Source organism: Kluyvera sp. CRP, assembly GCF_019930565.1.
Lineage (GTDB): Bacteria > Pseudomonadota > Gammaproteobacteria > Enterobacterales > Enterobacteriaceae > Kluyvera > Kluyvera georgiana_A.
In genome coordinates this window covers 3,981,385-4,007,172 of record NZ_CP082841.1, presented here as the reverse complement: position 1 = coordinate 4,007,172, position 25,788 = coordinate 3,981,385, and the positions used below count along the sequence as shown (strand labels likewise).

Below are 25,788 nucleotides of genomic sequence, written 5' to 3'. Positions count from 1 at the left end.
ATGGATATCACTCAGTTTGCACAAATTAACCCGCCGTCTCGTCTGCTGATGGGGCCTGGGCCAATCAACGCCGACCCGCGCGTGCTGCGCGCCATGGCGAGCCAGCTTATTGGTCAATATGACCCGGCGATGACGCACTATATGAATGAAGTGATGGCGCTGTATCGCGGCGTCTTTCGGACCGAAAACCGCTGGACGATGCTGGTAGATGGTACGTCGCGTGCCGGGATTGAGGCGATTTTACTTTCCGCGATTCGCCCTGGAGACAAAGTGCTGGTGCCGGTGTTTGGCCGCTTTGGTCATCTGCTGTGCGAAATTGCCCGCCGCTGCCGCGCAGAAGTACACACCATTGAAGTTCCATGGGGTGAAGTCTTTACCCCGGACCAGGTTGAAGACGCCATCAAGCGCGTGCGCCCGCGCATGTTGCTCACGGTGCAGGGGGATACCTCCACCACCATGCTGCAACCGCTGGCGGAGTTGGGTGAAATTTGCCGTCGTTACGACGTACTGTTTTATACCGATGCCACCGCTTCGCTGGGCGGTAACCCGCTGGAGACCGATGCCTGGCAGTTGGATGCGGTGTCGGCAGGGATGCAAAAATGCCTCGGCGGCCCGTCAGGCACCTCGCCGATTACCCTCAGTGCGCGGATGGAAGAGGTGATACGCCGCCGCAAATGCGTGGAAGCAGGTATTCGCACCGAGGCCCACCGCGACGGCGTCGATGAGATGGTCTACTCCAACTATTTCGACCTCGGCATGGTGATGGATTACTGGGGCCCGGAGCGCCTGAACCACCATACCGAAGCTACCTCGGCGCTGTTTGCCGCGCGGGAATGTGCGCGTCTGATCCTTGAGGAAGGTCTCGAGAACGGCATCGCCCGCCATAAACTGCACGGCGATGCATTGCTCAAAGGGATTCAGGCGATGGGGCTTGAGACCTTCGGCGACCTGAAACACAAGATGAACAACGTGCTGGGAGTGATGATTCCGCAGGGGGTTAACGGCGACCAGGTGCGCAAATTGATGCTCGAGGATTTCGGGATTGAAATCGGCACTTCATTCGGCCCGCTGCACGGCAAAGTGTGGCGCATCGGCACCATGGGCTACAACGCCCGTAAAGACTGCGTGATGACCACGCTGAGCGCGCTGGAGTCGGTGCTGAACTATCTCAAATTCCCGACCACCCAGGGCGCGGCGATGCAGGCCGCGTGGGATCGCTACCGCAGTGAGAGCGCGCAATGAGTCAATTGATACGCCAGCAGGCGGAGAGGCAGCAGGCTGCGGCGCGGGCGATGGCGCGCGCCGATGAACTGGCCGCCATCAGCGAAACACCGGACGCGCTGACCCGGGTCTATCTTTCACCGCAACATTTACAAGCAAATCAGCAGGTAGCGCAGTGGATGATGCAGGCGGGGATGCGCGTCTGGCAGGATAGCGTCGGCAATATTTGCGGCCGTTATGAAGGCGAGCAGGAGGGCGTTCCGGCTATATTATTAGGATCGCACCTTGATACCGTACGTAACGCCGGACGCTACGACGGTATGCTGGGCGTACTGGCGGCTATCGAGGTGGTGCATGCCTTGCATCAACAGGGGCGGCGGCTGGCGAAAGCGATTGAGATTGTTGGCTTTGGCGACGAAGAGGGGACGCGTTTTGCCATTACGCTGCTCGGCAGCCGTGGGCTCACCGGCACCTGGCCCGATAACTGGCTGGCGCAGAGCGATGCCGACGGCATCAGCGTGGCGCAGGCGATGATTGACGCCGGGCTCGATCCCGCCCAGATCCACCTTGCCGCGCGCCGAACGCAGGAGATTGCCGCCTATCTGGAGCTGCATATCGAGCAGGGGCCGTGTCTCGAACAAGCCGGGCTGGCGCTGGGGGTGGTAGAAGCAATCAACGGTGCGCGTCGTTTGAACTGCCGCTTTATGGGTGAGGCGGGGCACGCAGGCACGGTGCCGATGAGCCATCGTAAAGACGCGCTCGCCGCCGCCGCCGAGTGGATGATACAGGTTGAAACGATGACCCGTGAACAGGGCGGGAATCTTGTGGCGACGGTAGGGACGCTGCGCTGTGCTCCCGGCGCGGTGAACGTGATTCCCGGAGAGGTGACGCTCACGCTGGATATTCGTGGACCGAGCGATGAGCCGCTTGAGGCCCTACTGAACGCACTGCTGGCCCAGGCGCAGGGGATTGCTGAACGTCGTCATTTACAGTTCAGCGCTGAGACGTTTTACCGTATTGCCGCCACCGCCTGCGACCCGGGATTACAGCAGATATTGCGCGATGCGGTAAGCGAGGTACAGGGCGGTTCGCTGACGCTCCCGAGCGGCGCGGGGCATGATGCTATCGCCATCGCCGAACGCTGGCCGGTGGGCATGCTGTTTGTCCGCTGTAAAGGCGGGATTAGCCATCATCCGGCGGAGTCGGTCAACGTTGAGGATGTGGCGCTGGCGATCGACGCTTTTTCTCGCGCGGTCGTGGCGCTGGATAAAAACGCGTAAAAAGGGCTGTGTCCTGAAACACAAAATCCACGCCGGGGCGTGGATTTTGTGTTGTAAAGCTCCGCTACCACTTCATCTCGCCGGTATTGACCTTCGCGCTCAGCTCCAGCGAGCTTTCATCGGCAAGGTTCGGGTAGGCCGCCTTCATGGCGCCGATAACCGCAGCCGATCCTTTTTGCTTTTTCAGCGTCTGCTCAAACGTTTGCAGGTAGTTATGGGTGAAGGTGATAGCCGCATCTTTTTCCGGGCGCGGGCCCAGATAGTGCCCCGGAATGACCTGCTGAGGTTTGAGCGCCTGCATTTCGTTGAGTACCGTCATCCAGCCCTGACGAATCGCCGGGGTCTGCGTATCCGCCGTCCAGACATGAATGCCGGAAGCAATCCCGGTCCCACCAAGAATCGTTTTGTTGGCCGGGATCCAGACGTAGGCGGCATAGTCTCCCGTGTGTTTCAGTTCCAGCGGCTCGCCGTCTACCGTAAAGCGGGTGGCGCGGGTCGCTTGCGGCACAATGATTTTGGTTGGCGCGCCGTCTTTCATTTGCGGGCCCCAGAAGGCCAGCTTGGCGTCTTTGGTCGCCTTAATATGATCCACGACGGAGGGAGAGGCCACCACCTCGGCCTGAGGGAAAGCGGTCACCAACGGTTCCAGACCGAAATAGAAATCCGGATCGCCCGAGGTGATAACGATCGTTTTCAGCGTTTTGCCGCTCTCTTTGATCATCTGTACCAGCTTTTCCCCATCTTTCACGCTGAACTGGGCGTCAAACAACACCGCTTCTTTCGGGCCCGAAACCAGCGTGGAGGAGACCGGGAAAATGCCTTTTTCCTGCGGGTTATAGACGTCAAGATGCAGCGGGGCGGCAAAAACGGGCGCCGCGGCCAGGGTGAGGATCAGCGAAAGTGATTTCATATAAAGGGTATTCCTGAAGCGTTGAGTGATGCCACTATTTTACAGATTTGCGCTTTTGCCATAATTCCTGAAACAATACATGCTGAGTTTCATAAAACGATCAAATGGGGATGTGATGGACAGGATCATGGCGGCAATTACCTACAACCGCATTTGTGAACTCGGGAGTCTGAGTGCGGCAGCCCGTTCGCTGGGGATCTCTCGTCCCATGGTGAGCCGTTATCTCGATGAGATGGAGAAATGGGCCGGTTCGCGACTGATACACCGCTCAACCCGTCGGCTCACCATTACCCCGGCGGGTGAAAAAACGCTGGAGAAAACGCGGCAACTTGCCCTGTTATCACAGGGAATTGAAGGGGGGACCACCCGCCTTGCCCCGTCAGGAACGCTACGCGTTGCCTCCGCGCATTTTACCGCGACGCATTTGCTGGCGCCGATTGTCCCCACGTTTCTCGCCCGCTATCCGGCGTTACGTATTGAGGTGGAGATTAATAATCAGCCGGTAAGTCTGGTCGGTGAGCGCATCGATCTGGCGATTCGCATCACCAACGAGCCTGAACCGGGGGCTATTGCGCGCTATCTGGGGACGTGCCGCTCAGTGCTGTGCGCCTCGCCAGGCTATCTTGAACGGGCGGGAACGCCGGCCTCGCCAGAGGAGTTGCCACAGTATAATTGTTTACACTACAGCCGTTTCTCCGGCCAATCCTGGTCCTTCCGCGACAGTGAAAACAGGGGAACATCGGTGGCCGTGCGCGGTAATTTCAGCGCCGGGATCTCCTCACTGCTGTGTGATATGGCGGCGGCGGATGTGGGGTTGGTGATGGTGCCTGAAATTGAAGCGCGCGCGGGGCTGGAGAGCGGCCAGTTGGTTCGTGTATTGCCACAGTGGGAACCGCAGCCGCTGGGGATTTATGGACTTTATCAGTCGCGCGATCATCAGCATGCGGCGCTTAGTTTGTTGTTGGAAGCGATTAAGCGGCATCTTGCGAGGTGAAGATTAAATATCCTAAAGGATAATCAACTACCCATAGTGATGCATTTCGCGCGGTGGGTGGTTTTTCCTGATATTAAAGGTGGCTATTCAATTAACGGCGTTAAATGAAATTGGTTGAGACGTTGTAGGACATGGGATGTATTTAGCTGATGTTAATGGCACCCGTCGTGAATGAAAAAAATCCACGCGATTGCGTGGATTTTTTTCATTGCAAATTACGCCACTTGCTGGTTCTTGGGGACTGCTGTCCCCATTTAGTGGCTATTCTACGAAGACGATTCTACGTGATTTTTAATGCGAGGCATAAAGTCAATGAGCGCTTGCTTTTGCTCTTGGGAGAAATCATCCCTATCTCCTAGATCCTTCAAGGTGATGCCATCAATTTTTTCCGCCAGTAAAGTTGTGTAGGAGTCTACGTGAGGTTTGAGGGCAGGGGTAGGGTCAAGATGTTTAAGACCGCTCATATTGGTTACCACTCGACGAATTTGATCCGGTTCAACGGATTCTGTATTGACGATACCATCACAGAGCTTCAGCAGATTGCCTTTAAGATGATCGATGTTCTCACTACTTTTTAAAGAAGCCTCCATGCACATAATGTGCATCTTATTAACGGCTTCTACCGTGGCTTGATCTGTCTCCCCTGTCACGGAGGATGAATGTGTTTTCACAATGACCTTATTGTGAACAATGCCAGATGGTATAATGGTTTTGAGTCGGTTATCCAGATATTTTCTGGTATAAGCTGCCCGCTCTTTCAAATCATAGAGTTTACATGCCTTCGAAATGCTATCATTGAAAATGCTACAATTGATTGAACTATTACGTGCTTTCTTCAGATCTTTGGCAATAATTGATTCGGCTCTTCGGCAATATTTATCAGCTTTATTGAGTTCATTCTTGGTGGAATAAAATCTAGACATGTCAAGATTAGCGTTACTATTGCCGAAAAAAGCGCTAATGCGAGTAGTGATACCTGGCATTTATCTCTCCTTTATAAGTTTATTTAATTAGTAATTATCATTCATCCCTACATAACTGACTTTAAAAAAACGGGTTTTTATGTAAATTGTTATGCTGAAAATGAGCGCAATTTGGTAGTCATGAACTTGTAAATATTTTAAATTATCAGGTGTTGAATTCTTTTTTACTAGTGCTGCTAAGAAATGAAATTGATAGTCATAATCTCTGCGCTGGTAACATGTGGTGCGAGAAAAATAGAATAGAACCAATCTGGTGGTAAGGAGAACCATGGCTGAACACGTTTGTGTTCAGCCTTTTTATCAGTAAAAGCCAGGATTGCCAGACACAAAAGGAGGTCATAAATGTTCGATAATGAATGGAGAAACAAATTTTTCGCTGAATATTATTTTGGCGACTACTGTCTTAAATTCAACGAAGTTTTGTTGAAAAATGGTCGAGTAATACCTATTCCACCAAAAGAGCTGCACATATTGAGTCTTCTTGCTGCCAATGCAGGGCGCCTTCTGAGCAAAGAATTTCTCATCAAGACGGTATGGAATGGCGGTATTGTGAGTGATGAGTCATTAACCCGATGCATCTATTCCTTAAGGAAGATCTTAGAAAAAAATGGTGATTCTGGCTATATAGAAACGATATATGGAAAAGGTTATGCATTCGCATCAGAGATATCACTGACCCCTTGTGTTAAACATAATACGCAAGAGATGCTGGCGGTTTTTCCCTGTGGGAAATTTTCCGATCTGGCATTTGTCGATGTCTATGAGATGTTTTCTGAGAGCCTGCCTGTGGATGTCAATATTTACCCCTATGCTTTATTAAGCAAATGTAAAAATCCTGAAGATTTTCAGATGTTTATCAAACATCATAATCCAAAATATGTTGTCTATTATACGCTTACCGATGTTGATCATAATGAACGGATCATTAATTTTAGCATCGAAAACAGAATGGCAGATGAGGCGGTAGCCTGGCTGACGGTTGATGTCACGCAGCTAAAAGAACGCAACTATACTTATTTCAAGCATCGTATTCAGCGCTATTTGAAACCTAAATTCTCCAATGATGATGGGCAACAGGTCTTTGAACAGACCAGTTTTACAGAAAAAAATCATTTGCATCACTCTTTGGTGAATTATCTGATTGATGATTACAGCCACTCCAGCCTCACCACGACCGTCAATGTATTGCTAAAAAATGCAAACTGCATGAATCATCACGTTGATGGAGTTATAAAGCTTGCAGAGTGCTATCTGGGATTCATTTTGTCCGGGGATAGCAATGTCTATAAACTGATTTATAAAATTAAAAAGATCATCGATAGTCTGCTTCTGGTTGAACCATTAAACGCCAGGGTGCTGGCGCTGATGGGGGTGGTGAAAAGTATCGATAAAGAGGATGAGCATTCACATCATTGTTTCTCCCAGGCCAATTATTTAGCGCCGAATGATGATTTTGTGATTTATTATTATGCTTTGCATTTTTTTTTCAAAGGCCAATATGGGCTTTTTCTTGATGAAGTACAAAAACTTAGCCATTCATCTGCTTTTAATGGTCGCGTTCAGTTTCTGAAACATAAGATTCACGCTCAACAGCTTGGAGGAGACGGCGATTCGGGAAAAAAACTGTGTCAGATTTCGGCTGATAGTATGGCTATCGATGATGTTTCTGATGAAACCTATCATGTTTATGCTAAAGATAAACGTAATACTCTGCGGGGCAGGCATAAACAGTTGCTCAATGCCCGATTGAATGAACTTAAAGAAATATCTTATCACCCCCTCAGAATACGTAATAGTATCGACTGGATGTAAAGAGAGAGTTAGCAAAGAGATGAAGTTGATATTGGCAATTGTTCTTACTATGCCGTTCATTCGTCATGTTCATGCTGATTGCTGGGAGTTTACCGCTAAACGATTCAATATTGAAGTCCGGCTCCTGCAGGCCATTGCACAAGTAGAGTCAAGAATGGAACCGGCATCAATAGGTAAAAACAGAAATGGCACTCGTGATTATGGACTCATGCAAATCAATAGTATCCACCTTGACAGACTAAGAAAAAAAGGGATCAGTGAGTCAATGCTAGTGAGCGACCCCTGCATTTCATTATTGGTAGGCGCATCCATTCTGAAAGATATGGTCAATATCTATGGTTACGGTTGGGAAGCCGTCGGTGCCTATAATGCTGGGGCTGCCAAAGGGCGTTACAACCTGCGAATGAAGTATGCTCGGCAGGTATGGCAGATCTATCAACGACCCGTTGGCGAACGTCTTGATATTCCATTAGAAGAATTCCATCGTCGAATATCTTTATGACTTAATTCCGATTTAAATATAATGGAGTTGTGCGCGTTTAATGGTTTTTTTCATCATAATTTCGTCATGATTGTGGTGCGTTGAAACACTATAGTGATTATATCTTTCTTCGCAAAAGAACTTATGATGAAAATTGCTATCCGTAACAACAAATTGGCTGCTGGGGACGAGATTACCTTCGCCGGGCATTCATTGCTTTATATCGCCACTGGAAGTGATGGTTGCAATCTTAATATATTATCTCGAGCGCAGGAGTCGGTTAAATTCATCGGCGGAAACCAGCAAGGAATGCTGGTATTGAAACCATGTACTTTGGCTATTGAATCCGGACAATTAAACTACAGCAGCGTTAAATTTCCGTTCCTGGTCAAACTACAGGTTTTCATTGATCGTGCTCGTAAGCATCAGAAGACCTACGATGAATTTAGCCCTTATGGATATTTGCCGGCTGAGCTAGGGCCCCGGCCTTCATTGAGAAAAGTGGAATACTGGTTCTTAAACCAGATATTTATGCAAACTGATGGAGTCAATCAGTTCTCAAGTGTATTACAGCATAACGAATGGTATAACCTGGTTGAGTTTCTCCTTGATGAGTCTTGCGGCAATAATACCCAACACTTGCGATTATTGTGTGAGCGTTATGGTTTATCTGCCTCTCATTTCAGACGGCTAGCCAGAGTGGCTTTAGGTAAAACAGCGAAAGTTGAATTGCGCGATTGGCGACTGGTGCGAGCGCTATTTGATATGTTGGAAGGTAACCATAACCTGACGACTATTGCGATGAATCATGGCTACTCATCGCTGTCTCATTTTTCCAATGAGGTTAAAGAGGCATTTGGCGTGTCGCCAAGAAATTTAAAAAAAGTTTTATACGTGAGCTGATTAATGATGATTTTTAACAAATACCTCAATGTTTGCATTCTTATCGCAGCTTCAATGACGACAATAATTCCGAATACGGGAATTGCAAATGCACTAGCCGCGCAAGGATATGTTGCACGAGATGAGGGGGTAAAAGGCATCTTTGACGCACTATCTTCGACTATGCACAAACCTATTGTTATCAGCAAAATTGCCGCCCGTAAGAAAATAAGCGGTGAGTTCGATATGACGCGTCCTGAGCAGGTGGTTGATGCTGTGGCCAATCAACTTAGTCTTATCTGGTATAATGATAACCAGGCTATATATATTTATGACTCATCGGAAATTCGCAATGCGGTCATTGTTTTGAAAAATACCTCACTTAACGTGGTGGTCAATTTTTTGAAATCCTCCGGGCTCTATGATACTCGCTATCCAATTCGCGCAGATAATCGTAGTCAGACATTTTATGTGTCAGGTCCACCTATTTATATCGACCTGATTGGCAATGCTGCAAAATTCCTCGATCGCAAAAGCGATGGTTTTGATGGCCGAGAAAACTTAGCGGTTATCCCATTGTTCAATACTTTTGTTGACGATCGTGAATATACCTACCGTAGCGAGAAAATCACCATTCCCGGCATGGCCAGCGTAGTGAACCGAGTCATGTCCAGCGGTAAAGCGCCGGGGGGGGTGGTGCAAATGAGTCCACGTAAAGAGGATGAAGCGCTTTTGCTCAATTCATTTCCCGGCGATACCAATGAATCCGAAGCACGCGAGGTCAGAAGCCTCGACACCGAAACAAAGGTGCAGCCGACTGGCAATGGGATGAGTATTATCGCCGACCCTGGAACCAATAGTCTTTTAGTTCGCGGAAGCGCTGAGCAGGTTTCTTATATCCGCAATCTGGTTAATTCCTTAGATATCCCTAAGCGACACGTCGAACTTTCAGTATGGATAGTCGACCTGCAAAAAGATGCCTTTAATAATTTGGGGGTTGAGTGGTCAGGGAGCATTAATGTTGGCAACAGTTTTGGACTATCGCTGAACGGAGGAAGCAGCACTATAGATGGCGCGAGTTTCATGGCCGCGGCCTTAGCTCTGAGCGAGAAAAATAAAGCCAATATTGTTTCCAGACCGATGATTCTGACCCAGGAAAATATTCCGGCGATCTTTGATAACAGCAGGACGTTCTATTCAAAACTCGTCGGTGAACGTACGGCTCAGTTGGAAAATGTGACCTACGGAACGCTAGTGAGCGTATTGCCGCGTTTTACGGAAAACGGAGAGATAGAAATGATGCTCAACGTTGAGGATGGTAATCAATTCGATAACACTCGCACCGGCACCGATGATCTACCTGAAGTAGGTAGAACGAAGATCAGTACCGTGGCAAGAGTCCCGAAAGGGAAAAGTCTGCTTATCGGCGGTTATACCCGCGATGAAGAATCAAAGGTAGAAGGAAAGATCCCATTACTTGGCGATATTCCATGGTTAGGGCAGTTATTTAGCTATACGCGTGACCGTGGCTCCAATATGGTGCGTGTGTTTCTGATACAGCCACGTGAAATCGATGGTCCATTAGCCCTCGATGCCCACAGCCAGATTGCCGAGATGAAGAAGAACTTCTCACGCGATGATTTGCAGAACTGGATGACCAATTATCTGGATAGCCAAAAATGGCGATAGGAATCAATAATAATAGCCCGTCGATGCAAATATATATGCAGCGCAGGGACAAGTTGTCGACTGAAAAGCAGACGCTTTCAGATCAGAATGAAATTAAAAATGCGTTAGCCGGAGACGATGCGGCGATAGTTGAAGACGAATCTCCCGCGGCATTATTGCAGCGCTTTGCGAGCGCTACGGATGAAATGTCGGCAGCAATGTCACAATTTCGTAGCCGTCGCGATTACGATAAAAAAATGGGGGCATCGGCAGAAACCAGCTTTGACCAGGTACTTGATGAGGATGTTTTCCCAAAAGCAGACCAGCTTGTGAAAATAATGAAAGGTCAGCAAGGCGCTAATATTGAAAATATGCTGCGCCATGCACGCTCACTTTTCCCTGATGAAAGTGATTTGGTGTTGGTTTTACGTGAAACGCTTCGCCGTCGAGAACTTGATGAAGTCGTCCGTAAACGTCTGAAGAAATTATTAAGCCAGGTTGAAAAGGAAGCCGATCCTAAGCGGCTGAAAGCGGGTATTAATGTAGCATTGAAAGCGCGCCTGTTTGGCAAGACGCTGAGTATGAGCCCGGCAATAATGCGTGAAAGCTATCGCAGCTTTCTGGAGAGTGAAGATCACGAAATTGAGGTTTATCAGGATTGGGTCACGACATATGGCATTGAACGTCGCAGCATTGTCGTTAACTTTATGGAGGATGCGATTCTCTCTGATATTGACTCTGCCGACCCCAGTTGCAGCCACGTTGAGTTCAGTTATTTACTCGGGCGTGTTGGGCAAATAAAAATGATCCGCTCCTGTGATGCTCTGTTTATTAAGAACGTGCTCAGCGATCAGGCAGTGCGAGAAGTCAATCATGATGAAGGATCCTGGTTGTTTTTTATGTTTGGCATATTGCGTGGTCCACAGGATATTAATGAGCTCCTGACTTTAACGGTTGGGGATTACCTGCGTTTTGTTAAACGCGCAGAGCAAGCTAAGTTTTTACAATCAGTATATACCAACTGTAAAAAATTGCCCTGTGAGGCATTTATTTCGCTTGAAGAAAGAAACAATTTGCTGATGTATTTTGAAACACTCATTAATAAAGCACTGCACAATGAGAATATTGAACGGCGTAATGCCGCTGATGCACCAATTTCTAAAGAGCATGAATAATAATGAATAAGTTTTTACATCAGATACGACATCATCCAGAGCTATTTATCCTGGTTCTGATCGTTGTAATCATCTCCATGCTGGTGATTCCGCTGCCGACTTTTCTTGTCGATTTTTTAATTGGCTTGAATATGGTGCTGTCGATCCTTGTGTTTCTGGCATCATTTTATGTTGATCGCATTCTAAATTTCTCAACATTTCCTTCGGTGCTATTAATTACGACATTATTTCGCCTGGCTTTATCGGTCAGCACCAGCCGTTTGATACTAAATGATGCAGATGCGGGTGATATTATCGCCACCTTTGGCGAGTTCGTTATCGGCGATAACTTAGTCGTTGGTTTTGTTATCTTCGCGATCGTCACCATTGTGCAGTTTATGGTGATTACAAAAGGTGCTGAGCGCGTCGCGGAAGTGGCGGCCCGTTTCTCGCTTGATGGTATGCCTGGTAAGCAAATGAGTATTGATGCTGATTTGCGCGCGGGCTCAATTGATGCTGATGCCGCAAAAGAGCGACGCAGTGTCGTGGAGCGAGAAAGCCAGCTCTATGGCTCCTTTGACGGTGCGATGAAGTTTATTAAAGGCGATGCTATCGCGGGTATTATCGTCATCTTTATTAACTTTATTGGCGGCATCAGCGTTGGCGTTTCTCAGCACGGCATGGATATGTCCACTGCGCTGTCGACCTACACCATGCTGACCATCGGCGATGGTTTAGTTGCCCAGATTCCGGCGCTACTTATCGCGATTGGCGCGGGCTTTATTGTTACGCGCGTGAATGGCGAAGCCGATAATATGGGCCGAACTATCGTCGGCCAGCTATTTAAAAATTCAACGGTGCTGCTGATTGGCGCGATTATCGCACTGGGTATAGGGAGTCTGCCGGGCTTTCCGCTTGCTGTATTTGTCATTCTGGCTCTCTCGCTGACCGCCATGTTTTATTATCAGTACCTACAAGAGCGAAAGAGCAGCGGCGCCGCGGCTGACACAGCCCCAGTCAGCAGCTTTGATCCCGATGCTCAGCCCGATGAATCAGGCAGCTCACTGGGCATGCTCACCGATCTCGATAGTATCGCTTCGGAAACCGTGCCGCTGATTATTTTGCTTAATGATAAAGATCTCGAATTATTCGAAAAGGATAAGCTCGCACAGCGTTACCGCAGTCAGTTCTTTATTGATTATGGCATTAATTTGCCGGAATTCACCCTAAAATCGTCGGTGAATATTGAACCCGATACCGTGACGCTACTGATTAATGAAATTAAGGCAGAACAATTTCAGACAAAATTCAACCATTATCATGTGGTGAATAGCTCCCCAGAGATTGAGAAAATGGGAATCCCTTATGTTCTGATTGATAATCTGGTATGGGTCGATGAGCGTCAACGTAAGACGTTAACCCAATTAGGTTACCAGCTGAGAAATAGCATTGATGAGGTTTACCATACCCTTGCGGCTATTCTGATTCGCCACATTAATGAATATTTTGGCGTTCAGGAAACGAAAAATATGCTTGATAAACTTGAGGAGAAATATCCTGATCTGATGAAAGAAGTTATGCGTCATGCCACCGTACAGAGGATCTCAGAAGTTCTGCAAAGGCTTCTTGGGGAAAAAATATCGGTGCGTAATATGAAGCTAATTATGGAAGCTATTGCTCTGTGGGCACCCAGAGAAAAGGATGTCATCTCGCTGGTTGAGCATATTCGTGGCGCAATGTCACGCTATATTTGTCATAAATTTTCTCATTCTAATAGCCTGCAGGTAATCATGCTATCGGGTGAGTTTGAGGAGCGAATCAGGGCAGGGATTCGCAATACTTCGGCGGGTACTTTTTTAAACCTTGAGCCCGCCGTTTCGGATGAACTAATGGATAAATTCGCTCTGGCTATGGATGGCGTAACTATTTCTTGCCGTGATTTGGTGGTGCTGACTTCAGTTGATATTCGTCGTTTCTTAAAGCGGTTTATTGAAACGCGTTTTAAAGATCTGGAAGTTATGTCATTCGGCGAAATTAGTGACAGCGTATCTATAAATGTCATAAAGACGATTTAACAGGAGTTATAACAGTAATGAATATTGATATTGTTGCTTTAGTTCGCTTGGCACTCGTTGAAAGCGGCTGTGATGAATCGCTGCTGGGGGATTTTGACGCCCACTCAACGATTTCCCTCGATTTTGAAAACTCGCCAAGCCTGTTGATTAGCATGGTAGATGACAATGTCTGGATCTGGTCAAAAATATGTGAGGCCCATGAAACTATTCTGCGTAACAACGCCAGTGCAATTCTGGAAAAGATCATGGGTGGCTGCCAGTTTTCAATCACCGAACAACTGCAGTTAACGGAAAATGAGGGCTACCTTGAGCTTCGCGGAATGGTACATCCTGGCTACCTGGAGAGCAGCCAGCGCTTTGCCGATGCGCTGGACGAATTCTTTAGCCACCAGGAAGATTTTCTGAGGCTTATTCGCTAATGACTATTGGAATGCTATTACGGCAGCAGGCACATCCTCTGCGTTTGTCCGGCCCGTTGATCGAAGCACTTTTACCTGGGGTAAAAGTGGGAGAGCTTTGTGAAATTCGCCGCAGCTGGGACGAACCGGAAGTTGTGGCCAGAGCGCAGGTACTAGGATTCCACGCCGATCGAACGATTCTCAGCCTGATTGGCACCGCCCAGGGCTTGTCACGGGATGCTGTGATTAGCCCTACCGGTGCGGGACTCTCGGTCACCGTGAGTCATGAGTTGCTGGGTTGTGTGCTCGATCCGGCTGGGAATATCGTCGAGCGATTTGGCGAGCAGTGCGAAAGCTATGCCAGGCAAGTTCGCCCGGTAGATGCCTCTCCGCCTTCCTATCAGGATAGGGTCGGTATCCGTGAACCATTTTTAACGGGGGTACGTGCAATTGATGGGCTGATGACCTGTGGTATTGGCCAGCGACTGGGAATATTTGCCGCCGCTGGCTGCGGCAAGACAACATTGATGCATATGCTGATTGAACAGTCCGAGGCGGACATTTTTATTATCGCGCTAATTGGCGAGCGTGGCAGGGAGGTTACCGAATTCTCAGAAGCGTTGCGCCATTCTAAGCATCGGCATAAATGCATTCTGGTTTATGCAACATCAGATTATTCGTCATTGGATCGCTGCAATGCAGCGCTTGTTGCCACGACTGTCGCCGAGTATTTCCGTGATTCAGGCATGAATGTCGTGCTGTTTCTTGACTCGATGACCCGCTATGCCCGCGCACTGCGTGATGTTGCGCTTGCCTCGGGCGAGTCGCCGGCACGGAGGGGATATCCGGCATCGGTGTTTGACGCACTGCCGAAGCTGCTTGAGCGTCCTGGTTGTACCCGAGATGGCAGTATTACAGCCTGGTATACCATTTTATTAGAAAGCGATGATGAGCCGGATCCTATCGCCGATGAAATTCGCTCTATTCTCGACGGGCATTTGTACTTGAGCCGTAAGCTTGCCGCCAAAAATCATTATCCGGCCATTGATATCCTCAATAGCGTCAGTAGGGTTTCAAGCCAGGTGTGTGACGAGGAGCATCTACAGTTGGCTGGCGCGGTACGGCGTATTCTGGCCAAAATTGAAGAGCTGCAAATCTTTGTCGATCTTGGGGAATATCAGCCTGGTGAGAATGCGGAGAACGATCGCGCGATGGATTTGCGCGATTCGATATTAGCCTGGCTTCGACAACGTGGCGATGAGCATGCCAGCTTTAATCAGATCCTTCAGGAGATGAGACATTTTGCGTCGTAAAATACATTCACTGATTGTGCGTTCGGAATTTAAGCTACAACAGAATGATTTTCTCATCGCCAAAAATGAGAGTGAGCACAAGAGGCTTAGCAGCAAAATAGCGCATATTCATCAGGAAATGAATGCGGTGCAGTCGCTTAGCCAGAGCCTATATCCTCAGGGAGTCCTTAATAAGGAAAAGCTGCTGGCCATTCAACGTCGCCAGGGAGCATTAAAGCGAAAGCTTGCCGATATGAGAATGCAGGTTTCCCAGATTTTGTTAGACAAAGAACGTTGTGAAAAAGATAAAGAAATGCTCTGTGAAAAAAAGAAAATTTTCCTTAAGAAAATTGATAAATATGATTTTCTGAGAGTGAGGGAGCGTCGCGAAAGGCAGCTAAGGGAAGTGCGAATGGAAGAGTCAGAAATTGAAGAGAGGGTATCATGGCAACGATAAATAACGTCACTAATTATCCCAATGTTTCTCAGGATAAACATATTTCAGGTGAGTCTAAAAAACTCGATGATATCGTTCGAAAGAAGAAAGTTGAGGATACAGATGCCCCGACGGCATTACCCACTACGTTAACTGGCGGCATCGTGCAGCAGAATTCTTTGCTGCGGCTTTCGCTTGCTTTGCGTGGACACGGGGAAAAGGTTACGGAGCGGAGCCCTAAAACGGTGGCAGCCGCTCCAGTCACCCTTGCCAAAGTGGTATCTGAGCGTTTACGTGTCAGCGAAAAGCCTGCCGTGGAGCAAAGCCTAAAAACGGACGCACCTGCGGAACGAAAAGAGAACGGCGAAGTTAAAAAAGCTGTGAAAGAACCGAGTCTGGCCACAAAACCGCTTAGCGAAGTAGCCGGAACGAATTCTGATAGACATGTCCAGGCGCCAGCGACCGTGGCAGACAGCATAAAAGTCGTCCAGCAAGCGGATATCAGACCGATATCTGAACAGGATCGCAGCGATGTATCAGATAAGCCGCTCAGTCATAGAAATGATGTGACGTTTATGCCACCGCAATCGACGCCGCAGGGCGCACGACACGTCGAGATGAAAGAGAGCGCTGTGGTGAAAAGAGAAAGTCAGCAAATGCTCTCAGGCAATGCGCAGGTCGTTGATGCTGGCCGCACTGTAGCAAACGAGTCCGTTAAGGGCAGCAGTAACCTGACTTATCATTTTTCGGAATGGGGAAGCGGCCATCGAGTTAACGTGCAGCTCGCTGCACAGCAGGGCTTACCGCTGGTGCTCAGCCCATCAGATAACCTTGTTCAGGATCGCCTTGCTGACCAGGGCGGCCAGAATGACGGTGGGCAGCCGCAGTGGATATTCCAGGATGAGCAAGATCAGCAGCAATCCCGTGGCGGTAATCCGCCAAAATATGCTGAGGAACCGATGTGATCAGAGAACATTTACGCAGCTATTCCAGAGAAGAACGGGCATGGCGTCAATGTATTGCTTACTGGAATACCCAAGGCTATCAATTCGAGCAAGGCATAGAAGCGGAAGGGCCTCTGCTGCATTTTTCTACCGATCGCGGCTGGGAGGGTCTTATTGATCTTCGAGACTGGTATGCCAGTTTCATGCCGCAGCAGGCACGTATGGCCAGCGTGTCTTGCACTGTTGAACAGTTGAAGATCTTGTTTCTCAACAGCATTCAACCGCTGGTTGGACTGCCCACTGGGCTTGAATATCAGCGCGTTGAAAGCCGCGGACTGGTGGAAGACAAGAAAAGCGTTAAGGGTCTGTTTTCCTGTTTACTTCCACACGGCCGAATGTGGTTGAACGGTAAACGACCGGACGCAATTTCTCCGCCAGAACGTCAAAGCACACTGGATATCCTACGTGTTCCCGTGACGCTGTTTTTTGAAATCGGGCATAGCTTTATTAGCTATCGTTTGTTGAAAAAAGTTTGTCGTGGCGATGTGTTACTCGTTAATCATGTTGAAAACAAGATGAAAATTCACGGCGAGTCTCTCGCTAAATTTGTCCGCAATGAGGAAGGTTTTATGTTAGATGTTGAAGATGGTCATGAATTTATCGAAAACACCGACTCTGTCGCTGCCGACGAATCAACAAGTTCGATTGAAAAAAAAGCTTTACTGCCTGTAGATAAGATCAAAATTGAACTTGGTTTCGTTTTACAGAAAAGCACTGTCAGTCTCCAGGATATTGAAGGGTTTTATCAAGGGGAGATTTTGCCTTGTCACTTTGATGCGGAGAAAAATATTGAGATTACCGCTAACGGTGCTGTCGTAGCGAGAGGGGAGTTGGTATGGTTTGAAGAGCGTTTTGGCGTGGAAATTAAAGAATTATGTCATGAGGTCAATAATGATCCAAGGTAATGATATTTCGCTGATTGCCATTCTGGCTTTCTCCACGTTATTGCCGTTTATCATTGCCTGTGGCACTTGCTATATCAAATTCTCGATCGTATTTGTGATGGTCCGCAACGCCCTCGGTCTGCAACAAATCCCGTCGAATATGACGCTGAACGGCATCGCGTTAGCATTATCTTTCTTTGTAATGATGCCAGTGGTAAAGAACGGTTATGAAGAATATAAACGCTCTGATATGGATACCAGTAATCCAGAATCCGTGGCATATTTCATTGAGCATGGCATGGATAGCTACCGGGACTATCTACAAAAATATTCTGACCCTGAACTTACGCAATTCTTTGAACGCGTTCAGTTGCAAAGAGATCAAGATGCGATGGGGGCCGCCGAGGAGGAGGAAAAACCTTCTATAATATCGCTGCTGCCTTCTTATGCGCTCAGTGAAATAAAAAGTGCCTTTAAAATAGGATTCTATATCTATTTGCCTTTTGTGGTTATTGATTTATTGGTATCCAGTATTTTGCTGGCTCTGGGGATGATGATGATGAGTCCGGTGACGATATCGGTGCCAATAAAACTGGTGTTGTTTGTGGTCATGGATGGATGGACCTTATTATCCAAAGGCTTGATTTTGCAATATATCAATCTGGCTACTTCATAGGTTTTTATAACAATGAATGAAATAGCATATGCAGGTAATAAAGCGCTGTATCTGATCCTCATGCTATCGGCTCTGCCGATTATCGTGGCGACGGTTGTAGGCCTGTTGGTTGGTCTTTTTCAAACGGTTACGCAGTTGCAGGAACAAACGCTACCCTTCGGCCTGAAACTATTAAGCGTGGCATTATGTCTATTCCTGGTCACCGGTTGGTATGGCGATGTGTTGGTTGGGTTTGCTAAAGAGGTGATTCGTATGGCAATGGTAAGCTGACGATGTACACGCTACTTTTCTTTGATCTTCATCGATGGTTATATGAAATGGCAATGGTATCGGCAAGAGTGATGCCTGCCTTTATCTTATTACCTTTTTTTAACTCCAGTACCCTGAGCGGCGCAATTCGTATGCCAGTGGCCATGCTGGTTGGCGTTTCTCTTTGGCCTTATCCCGGTGCACCCATCGCCGGGTTTGACAATGCCTGGTTTCTCATTCTTATTGCTAAAGAGCTAATGCTAGGGCTGATTATCGCCTTTTTTTTATGCTTACCTTGCTGGGTACTTCATGCTACCGGCAGCTTTATCGATAATCAGCGCGGGGCAACATTAAGTAGTTCTATTGATCCCCTTTCTGGTGTTGATACCTCTGAGCTAGCCAATTTCTTTAACTTATTTGCGGCGGTGGTGATGCTGCAAAATGGCGGGCTGCTGCTGTTGCTGGAAGTTTTTGAAAGGAGCTATCTTCTTTGGGCTCCTTATCAAATGGAAATGCCGGGTTTTATGCTGGTGGTGAAGTTTATTACGCTGGTGGTCAGTCACGCGATTGTCATTGCCAGTCCGTTGATCATCATATTTTTGCTTACCGAGCTTTGCCTTGGCCTGCTAGCACGATTTGCGCCGCAGCTTAACGCCTTCGCATTAGCATTGACCGTGAAAAGCATCATCGCATTTTTTCTTCTGCTTCTGTACTTCACGCCGATCATTCCAGGGAAAATCATGTCTCTACAGTTGGTCCCGGATATTTTAAATGGATTGTCAGTTAAAACAATTTATTGAGTAACAAGTCGAGGAGTAAATGTCAGGAAGTAAAACCGAAAAGCCAACACCGAAGAAGAAAAAAGAAGCCGCCGAGAAAGGACAGTCTTTTAAAAGCAAGGACCTGATTATCTCCTGCTTAATACTCCTTGGTGTGCAATACCTTATTAATACTCATGATGCAGTAGAATTTATGACCCTGTTACGTAGAGTCATTGAAAATGGCTTTGCCAATGATATGGAGGGATATGCTAAAGCCGTTTTCTGGACCGGTATCAAAATATTCCTACCTTTTTTATTGCTTTGCATTGTGGCATCGGCTCTCCCTGCGCTCTTACAAACAGGGTTCCTGCTCGCCAGCAAAGCTCTTAAGCTTAATTTCTCCGCGCTCAACCCAGTGAATGGTTTTAAGAAATTGTTTAGCTTGAGAACCGTAAAGGACGTCATCAAATCATTACTGTTTTTGGTCAGCTTTGTGTGTGCTGCCATCATGTTCTGGAATAAGAATAAGGTTACAGTTTTCGCTCAGGTCAATACAGATACGGTCAATATGTTCCCAATATGGGCCCAGCTATTTGGCGCGTTGGTTTATCTTTGCTTGGGTTGTGCACTTATGGTGTTGATTCTTGATGCCCTTGCTGAATATTTTCTGCACATGAAAGATCTGAAAATGGATAAGCAGGAGGTTAAAAGAGAGCATAAAGAGCAGGATGGCGATCCTGAGATTAAATCAAAGCGTAAAGAACTGCATATGGAACTGCTTTCCGATCAGGTGAAATCTGATATTGAAAACTCCAAGGTTATCGTCGCTAACCCCACCCACATCGCGGTTGGTATTTACGTCAACCTTGAAGTAGTGGGGATACCGTTTATTTCTGTACTGGAGACCAACCAGCGCGCCCTGGCTGTCCGCGCTTATGCGGAGAAAGTGGGCGTGCCAGTTGTAGAAAACATCCATCTTGCCCGTCGCATCTACAAAACCCACCGCCGATATTCATTTGTTAGCCTCGAGGAACTCGATGAAGTTATTGAAGTTTTAATCTGGCTTGAACAGGTTGAGAATGCCTGGAAGAGTGAACATGTTACCCCTACTGAACGTGAATGAGCGTTCTTTGTGCGTACACCTTAAATCATTATGTTGTAATGCAGTCATCAGTCGGTGATGACGTAATCAGAGAGTAAATAAATGATGAAAAAAGATATTACCGAGCAAGAAGCATCCTTAGTTCTTACGGCCACTTTGGAACATGGTGCTACGTTAAGAGAAATCCATGGTATTCCTGATAATACAATGGAAAACATTTATGCCCATGCCTACCAATATTATAAAGAAGGGCGATTGGATGAAGCGGAGAGTTTCTTCAACTTTCTCTGCATGTACGATCTTAAGAACCCCGATTACTTCATTGGGTTAGGGGCGGTTAACCAGTTGAAGAAAAATTATATTAAAGCCTGTGATTTTTATGCACTGGCATATGTGATGGCTGATAATAATTTCACGCCGGTATTTTACTCGGGGCAATGTCAGCTATTAATGGGTAATTTTGTTAAAGCCCTACAGAGCTTCGAGATTATCTGTAATCGTTGTCCCGATGAGGCCTTGGTTAATAAGGCAAAAATATATATGGAAACCATTCGTAGTAATCGTTTTGAACAAGCCGAAGTTGAAGATACTCAGGAGGTGGAACAGTAGTTTTAAAATATCTATTTATGTGCTGAAAGCTAATAAGTTATAAGGAAATTATATGAGTTTAACTTTATCTAATAATGTTCACGCTGGGAAAGTGGTCGACACCACTGTATCCAGTGATGCCATTAGCCACAAAACGCATATTTCCAGCAGTCAAGGCTCGCGGCTTAACTTGATCGCACAGCAAAAGAGCATGGATGAAATTGCGACAGGTGTTTCTGATGAACTTGCTCGGGAGATTGAGACTGAAATTGACAGGCCCGCTATTCGGCAGTCAACGGGTAAGCTGACCAATAAATCGCAAATGTTATTGACCATGCTGCGTTATCAATCGGTCAGCAACTCAATGAGCGAGAGTATGCTGGCTAACGCGGCGGCTGTTTTTAATGCCCAGGCGAATGCCAATATTCAGAAGGCCCAGGAATTATCTGCCGAACTTGACAAGCTAAAGGAGGAGTTTGATACCCAGTCAGGCGTGATTAATGACATGCAGGATGTCTTTGACTCAGCGAAATCAGATTGGGGGAAAGCTAACAGTAAGTTAACCGATGCGCAGAACACGCTCAATAACTTACTCGACGATCCCGACGCGAAAAGCGAAGACATTAAAAAAGCGCAAACAGCCGTTGCTGAAGCTCAGCAGGGATTAACCCAGGCTTCACAGGCGCTGTCGAATGCTCAGCGTAATCTCGATAAGGCGTTGGACGTCGGGCAAAAGATACTCAATAACGTCAATGCCAAAACGGCTGAGATGAATGCCAAATATAGCAACGTTCAGTTTAACAATACTGCAGGTAAACCTGCAGAACAGCATTCAGAACAGGCGCTCACCCGCACGGCAATCATGATCCAATTGATTACCGAGTTCATCATGAAGATGGATGATATTTCTTCTGAAAAGCTAAAGAACGATCTTGAAATCAATAAGATGCAAACTCAGGCTCGTCAGGCTGAAATGAAGCGTAAATCTGATGAATATGAAGAGCAGGTACGCAAAGCTGAGGAAGCACAAAAAACGGCAGGCTGTATCGGCAAAATTTTAGGTGGCCTGGCTATCGCTTTCGGCGCGATTACCACCATTTTTGGCGGTGGCGGCGCGGCGCTGATGGCTGTTGGTATTGCCTTGATGGTTGCCGACCCCATTGTCGAAGCAATTACTGGTCAATCCCTGACCGGCATGATTATGGATCCTCTTATGGAACATGTCCTCATGCCGCTAATGAATGTTCTGGGTGATATTGTTACTAAAATCTTTGATAACACCCCGCTAGGGCTGCTATTGAATGCCATTGATAAAGCAACCGGCGCTAACATGATGGACACAATCCACTCTGTAGTAACCGCGGCGGTGGCGATTGCGGCGATTGTTGCTGTGGCCTTTGTCGCTAAAAGCGCGGCCAAATTCTTGATTGAGAAAATGTCGCAGGCGATGACTTCTGCCATTGTTCAAACGGTGAAAGCGGCGATTGCTAAAGCGATCAATAAGCTCATCCCGACGCTGGTTAAAAATTCAGCGAAGCAGGGCGCCGCTGCCGCCAGAGCGGTAGCCACACAGGTTTCGCAAAGCATTCAAAATGTTACCCAGAGTGTCACTAAAAATATTACTGGTTTTCTTCAGGGGAGTGAGTCGACGGTTCTGAATAATCTGAGCAAGATTAATATGAACCATATCATGATGGCGAACGTCGGTGTCAACACTTCCAATGGCATTATCCAGTCCGGCATGAGCATGAATATTGCCAATATTCAACTGGAAGCCCAGAAAGCATTGGCGAGTTTCCAACTCGCACAAACCGATGTGAGAATACTAAGCGATATTATCTCGAGCTATTTGACACGTTTTAAACAAGACCAGGAGCAAGTGCAGAAAATGGGGCTGACGCTCTCTGATATGCTGCAAAATCAGGCTGCGACTGGTGCTGCTGTTATTAAAAATATGAAAGCTTAATTTTATTCAGGATATATTATGACGACTATTTATAATTCCGTTGTATCACAGCGTCCAATAACTACGCTCGATAATGATAGCTATGTTAAAAAGGCCGAGTCGGCACCGTTAAAATCTCAGGAAATTACGCAAAGCACTGCCACACCTGTATTTGTTGACAGTGCAGCAAAAAATGTGGTGTCTGCGGCGTCTCTGAAAGACACCGCCCCTGATATTGTACCTAGTCCAGTGCAGGCAGACCCAGAAGCCTTCACCAAACAGGTTTCTCAGGCGTTGGGGTCCATTTCTAACTTAACCCAGTCCGAAGCCTCAAAAGCCATGGAGCAGATGAACGATTCATTGGTTGTGCTGGCTAATAAGAGCGGCTTCGATATTTCGACTATTGCCAATGGTTTTAGTGGCAAAGCAGCACAAGTTCTGCAAACGATTTGCCTGGCCGCACAATATAACCAATCTATTATGCGTGAACAGTCTAGTGCCAATAACATGATGGCGCGCAGTTTGGGGGAGATGAGCTCTAAGCAAATTGTTCAGGCTGGTATTGAAAATAAAGCGATGGTGGATAAACAGGCCGGTATTTCGTTAGCGACAACAGCTGTGTCCGGTGGTATCCAGACCAAAGCGTTAACTAAATCAAACCAGGCGATTCAAGTTCATGGTTCAAAATCTATTAACCTTAAGCGCGATTCCGATGCGCTGGGTGCCAGTGCGGTACCAGGCTCACGTTCAAGACTGGATAAGATGACGTCACAGGATGCCTCTGATATCAAGCTGCTGAAGAAAGAGTCTAATCGATTGAAGCATGATTCTTCAGCAGAAAACTTGCAGCAGCAACTGCGCGCTAACGATGCAAGCAAACTGCAAATGCAGGGGATGATGTTTGGTCAGGGGGGGCAGGCGGTTGCGAACCTGTCTTCTTCAAATGGTCATGTTGACAAAGCAAACGCTGAAGCGAACGCACAGCTTCTGAAAACTGATGAAAACGTCTTTACTTCACGTAAAGAATCTGACGAGCGCGAGCAGCAGGCCATCGGTCAGTTTAAGGCGGAATTGATGCAATTACTCAACCAGATTCTCGCCAACCGAGCGGGCACTGTCAGAGCCATGACCGCTAATCTGAAAGCCTAGTCCTCCTGTTATCATTAAGCCCAGCCTCCTGCTTAAGGAGGCTTTTGTGAGTTAAAATGCCAATTGATCATATTACGTCGAACCCCATTACTCCGGCTTGGCTATTGAACAAAACGGTGGAGAGCGAGTCGCCAGTTGATAATAACCAAAATCTGGCATCGACAGATGATATGGCCCCGGAGTCCACCGCCACACTGAAGGGTTTACTGCCAGATTCCGTTGTCCGTTTACTCTTAAAATCAACGCCATCAACCCGTGATGACGTCGCGGAACTTAGCAAGTTGGTTGAAAACGGGCAGACGTCCGAACTACAGAAAAAGCTGGAAGTCATTAAGGCTAAAAATGCCATGACAAATCTGGCTGTTGAGCAGAAGAAAGCACTTTTAGCGGGTGTCGCAGCGGGATTGTCTTCATCCGTTAGCGCCGCTGGCGTGAGTACAGGTAATGAAGTGCCGGCGGCGCTAACCCTTGCCGATCAGGAATTCCTTAACTCGGCCAGGACAGCCGCGGCGTTCACCCGTACCTCGCTACCGGTTGCAGCCGAAACGCCTGATGACGCCTCCACGGTAGATGCGGAAGAGATTCTCAGCATATTTAATGAGGTGGCTAAGGATAGCGAATTTTCCACTTCCAGTAGCAAAGAGATTTGCGATGCCGTTGCCGAGGCAATTGCCTCAATGGGCGAAAACTATCTTGATGTTTTTCAGAAAGCCGTAGAGGTGTACGCCAGCTTTTACGCCGATTTTTCTGATGTCATGGCGAACCTGAAGAAATACATCTCGGTTGATGACGAAGATATTAAATTTAATGGTAGAGGTTTTGCTGCTGAATTAAAAACTGTGATTGATAAGTACAGCGGTGATGCTGGGATCTTATATAGCGCATCCTCCCCGGAGGAGGCAAAGGCCTGGGCTAAGGAAATGGGGCTTGACCCAGATAAATGCGTTGATGGGAATAATGTTCGTATAGATTTATCATCGGTCAGGAAGCTATATACAAGTTCTTATAACGATTACAATAACAAAACACTTAACTCAGCGCAGTGGGCTGCATATCAAAGTAGTGTCGATATTGTGAAGGATTCCGTGCAAACCGGCATGCAGTCTCTGACGCAGAAATATTCAAACGCAAACTCTACATTTGATAATTTAGTCAAAATATTAAGCAGTACTATTTCTCAGCTTTTAGAGTCTGATAAGTCCTTCTTTAATATTTAATAGGGGGTTGTTATGATACCTACTTCACGCACGGCATCACCACTACCTTGTTTCTCATTGAATAACCCTGCAACTCAAGTGCGGGGACCACTTAGTACAGTTACTGGCGTTTCAAACATCAACTCACAGCTTGTGCTGAAAAGTGCCGAGCAACAGTTTATCTCTCACCATAAATCTGTTACTGAGCTCCTGACCCAGGCAGTATCGCTTGCGCAGAACGCAATAAATACCCGTGAAACGGATTCGGCGCAAAGGGCTCAAGAGCCAGCAAACGGGGCGCTTAGTCGAGATTCGGTGGATAATCACGCTGAGGTCACGCAGAATTCTCGTGTGCCCGGGGACGCCTCGCTGAACGAGAAAATTGCAAAAGCATTAGAGAAATTGCCCACTGGTGAGAAGTTCGCTGCCCAAAAAGCTGAAACCGCAAAGCAGGCGCTGTTAAATGAAATTGCCACCTTCCAATTGCCAGGTAAAACAGTAGCAGCGTTTACTGCAATTGTTGAGAATAATAGCGGTAACGCTGACCCAAGGGCCATGAAATGTGTTGAAGATTTTATGGTCATGCATCATGAGATTAAATCACGCCTGGCGCCAGATGATAGTAAGGCGATTAAAGAACTTAAAAAT

Annotated in this window: 24 protein-coding genes; 22 read left to right on the top strand and 2 right to left on the bottom strand. The window is 47.2% G+C overall.

The genetic code is table 11. From position 1 onward, the window contains the following. Together K7B04_RS18965 and hpxK are read left to right on the top strand one after the other, a co-directional pair. On the top strand, positions 1 to 1,242 hold the full coding sequence (locus K7B04_RS18965) for an alanine--glyoxylate aminotransferase family protein (RefSeq protein ID WP_223802752.1): 1,242 nt from the start codon (positions 1 to 3) through the stop codon (positions 1,240 to 1,242). Further along, positions 1,239 to 2,501, top strand: a complete 1,263-nt coding sequence (hpxK, locus tag K7B04_RS18960; protein ID WP_223802751.1) for an allantoate amidohydrolase — start codon at positions 1,239 to 1,241, stop codon at positions 2,499 to 2,501. The genes K7B04_RS18965 and hpxK overlap by 4 nt, the downstream gene beginning before the upstream one ends. Positions 2,502 to 2,565: 64 nt before the next feature. On the opposite strand, the gene K7B04_RS18955 is transcribed toward hpxK, so the two are convergent. Then, on the bottom strand, positions 2,566 to 3,411 hold the full coding sequence (locus K7B04_RS18955) for a Vmh family MBL fold metallo-hydrolase (protein WP_223802750.1): 846 nt from the start codon (positions 3,409 to 3,411) through the stop codon (positions 2,566 to 2,568). A gap of 115 nt (positions 3,412 to 3,526) precedes the next feature. Here K7B04_RS18955 and K7B04_RS18950 point away from each other — a divergent pair, with 115 nt between their 5' ends. After that, on the top strand, positions 3,527 to 4,405 hold the full coding sequence (locus K7B04_RS18950; protein WP_223802749.1) for a LysR family transcriptional regulator: 879 nt from the start codon (positions 3,527 to 3,529) through the stop codon (positions 4,403 to 4,405). Positions 4,406 to 4,671: 266 nt separating this feature from the next. Here the strand turns inward: K7B04_RS18950 and K7B04_RS18945 are convergent, their stop codons facing one another. Further along, on the bottom strand, positions 4,672 to 5,388 hold the full coding sequence (locus K7B04_RS18945; RefSeq protein ID WP_223802748.1) for a hypothetical protein: 717 nt from the start codon (positions 5,386 to 5,388) through the stop codon (positions 4,672 to 4,674). Positions 5,389 to 5,730: 342 nt separating this feature from the next. Between K7B04_RS18945 and K7B04_RS18940 the strand changes: the two genes are divergently transcribed. From K7B04_RS18940 to K7B04_RS18850, 19 genes are all read left to right on the top strand, one after another. Beyond that, positions 5,731 to 7,200, top strand: coding sequence for a winged helix-turn-helix domain-containing protein (locus tag K7B04_RS18940; protein ID WP_223802747.1), 1,470 nt, complete (start codon positions 5,731 to 5,733; stop codon positions 7,198 to 7,200). Between the two features lie 19 nt (positions 7,201 to 7,219). Then, positions 7,220 to 7,702: a transglycosylase SLT domain-containing protein gene (locus K7B04_RS18935; RefSeq protein ID WP_167575671.1), complete on the top strand. Its 483-nt coding sequence runs from the start codon at positions 7,220 to 7,222 to the stop codon at positions 7,700 to 7,702. A 123-nt stretch (positions 7,703 to 7,825) separates the two neighbouring features. Then, the gene (locus tag K7B04_RS18930) at positions 7,826 to 8,584 is read left to right on the top strand and encodes a helix-turn-helix domain-containing protein (RefSeq protein WP_167575672.1); all 759 of its coding nucleotides are present in this window, start codon (positions 7,826 to 7,828) and stop codon (positions 8,582 to 8,584) included. A 3-nt stretch (positions 8,585 to 8,587) separates the two neighbouring features. Then, positions 8,588 to 10,252, top strand: coding sequence for a type III secretion system outer membrane ring subunit SctC (sctC, locus tag K7B04_RS18925; protein ID WP_223802746.1), 1,665 nt, complete (start codon positions 8,588 to 8,590; stop codon positions 10,250 to 10,252). Continuing rightward, positions 10,243 to 11,406, top strand: a complete 1,164-nt coding sequence (gene sctW, locus K7B04_RS18920; protein ID WP_223802745.1) for a type III secretion system gatekeeper subunit SctW — start codon at positions 10,243 to 10,245, stop codon at positions 11,404 to 11,406. The genes sctC and sctW overlap by 10 nt, the downstream gene beginning before the upstream one ends. A 2-nt stretch (positions 11,407 to 11,408) precedes the next feature. Continuing rightward, positions 11,409 to 13,460 carry an EscV/YscV/HrcV family type III secretion system export apparatus protein gene (locus K7B04_RS18915; protein WP_167575674.1) on the top strand — a complete coding sequence of 684 codons (2,052 nt, stop codon included), beginning with the start codon at positions 11,409 to 11,411 and terminating at the stop codon, positions 13,458 to 13,460. A gap of 17 nt (positions 13,461 to 13,477) precedes the next feature. Continuing rightward, positions 13,478 to 13,879 carry an SPI-1 type III secretion system chaperone SpaK gene (gene spaK, locus K7B04_RS18910; protein WP_223802744.1) on the top strand — a complete coding sequence of 134 codons (402 nt, stop codon included), beginning with the start codon at positions 13,478 to 13,480 and terminating at the stop codon, positions 13,877 to 13,879. Next, complete coding sequence (gene sctN / locus K7B04_RS18905; RefSeq protein WP_223802743.1) at positions 13,879 to 15,171, top strand: type III secretion system ATPase SctN; 1,293 nt, start codon at positions 13,879 to 13,881, stop codon at positions 15,169 to 15,171. The genes spaK and sctN overlap by 1 nt, the downstream gene beginning before the upstream one ends. Continuing rightward, complete coding sequence (locus K7B04_RS18900) at positions 15,161 to 15,607, top strand: hypothetical protein (protein WP_223802742.1); 447 nt, start codon at positions 15,161 to 15,163, stop codon at positions 15,605 to 15,607. Before sctN ends, K7B04_RS18900 begins: the two co-directional genes overlap by 11 nt. Next, on the top strand, positions 15,595 to 16,551 hold the full coding sequence (locus tag K7B04_RS18895; RefSeq protein WP_223802741.1) for a type III secretion system needle length determinant, SpaN/EivJ family: 957 nt from the start codon (positions 15,595 to 15,597) through the stop codon (positions 16,549 to 16,551). Before K7B04_RS18900 ends, K7B04_RS18895 begins: the two co-directional genes overlap by 13 nt. After that, positions 16,548 to 17,495: a FliM/FliN family flagellar motor switch protein gene (locus K7B04_RS18890; protein ID WP_223802740.1), complete on the top strand. Its 948-nt coding sequence runs from the start codon at positions 16,548 to 16,550 to the stop codon at positions 17,493 to 17,495. The genes K7B04_RS18895 and K7B04_RS18890 overlap by 4 nt, the downstream gene beginning before the upstream one ends. Next, the gene (locus K7B04_RS18885; RefSeq protein WP_167575680.1) at positions 17,482 to 18,150 is read left to right on the top strand and encodes an EscR/YscR/HrcR family type III secretion system export apparatus protein; all 669 of its coding nucleotides are present in this window, start codon (positions 17,482 to 17,484) and stop codon (positions 18,148 to 18,150) included. Before K7B04_RS18890 ends, K7B04_RS18885 begins: the two co-directional genes overlap by 14 nt. Before the next feature lie 12 nt (positions 18,151 to 18,162). Continuing rightward, the gene (locus K7B04_RS18880) at positions 18,163 to 18,420 is read left to right on the top strand and encodes an EscS/YscS/HrcS family type III secretion system export apparatus protein (RefSeq protein ID WP_167575681.1); all 258 of its coding nucleotides are present in this window, start codon (positions 18,163 to 18,165) and stop codon (positions 18,418 to 18,420) included. A 2-nt stretch (positions 18,421 to 18,422) separates the two neighbouring features. Then, positions 18,423 to 19,199 carry a type III secretion system export apparatus subunit SctT gene (gene sctT, locus K7B04_RS18875; RefSeq protein ID WP_223802739.1) on the top strand — a complete coding sequence of 259 codons (777 nt, stop codon included), beginning with the start codon at positions 18,423 to 18,425 and terminating at the stop codon, positions 19,197 to 19,199. A gap of 19 nt (positions 19,200 to 19,218) precedes the next feature. Then, positions 19,219 to 20,283, top strand: a complete 1,065-nt coding sequence (locus tag K7B04_RS18870; protein ID WP_167575683.1) for an EscU/YscU/HrcU family type III secretion system export apparatus switch protein — start codon at positions 19,219 to 19,221, stop codon at positions 20,281 to 20,283. Between the two features lie 81 nt (positions 20,284 to 20,364). Continuing rightward, positions 20,365 to 20,871, top strand: coding sequence for a type III secretion system translocator chaperone SicA (sicA, locus tag K7B04_RS18865; protein WP_223802738.1), 507 nt, complete (start codon positions 20,365 to 20,367; stop codon positions 20,869 to 20,871). Between the two features lie 52 nt (positions 20,872 to 20,923). Continuing rightward, entirely contained in the window at positions 20,924 to 22,816 is a 1,893-nt protein-coding gene (sctE, locus tag K7B04_RS18860; protein WP_223802737.1) for a type III secretion system translocon subunit SctE, read from the top strand. An 18-nt stretch (positions 22,817 to 22,834) separates the two neighbouring features. After that, entirely contained in the window at positions 22,835 to 23,944 is a 1,110-nt protein-coding gene (locus K7B04_RS18855) for a hypothetical protein (RefSeq protein ID WP_223802736.1), read from the top strand. Positions 23,945 to 24,000: 56 nt separating this feature from the next. Continuing rightward, entirely contained in the window at positions 24,001 to 25,161 is a 1,161-nt protein-coding gene (locus tag K7B04_RS18850) for an IpaD/SipD/SspD family type III secretion system needle tip protein (RefSeq protein WP_223802735.1), read from the top strand. Positions 25,162 to 25,788 lie beyond the last annotated feature (627 nt).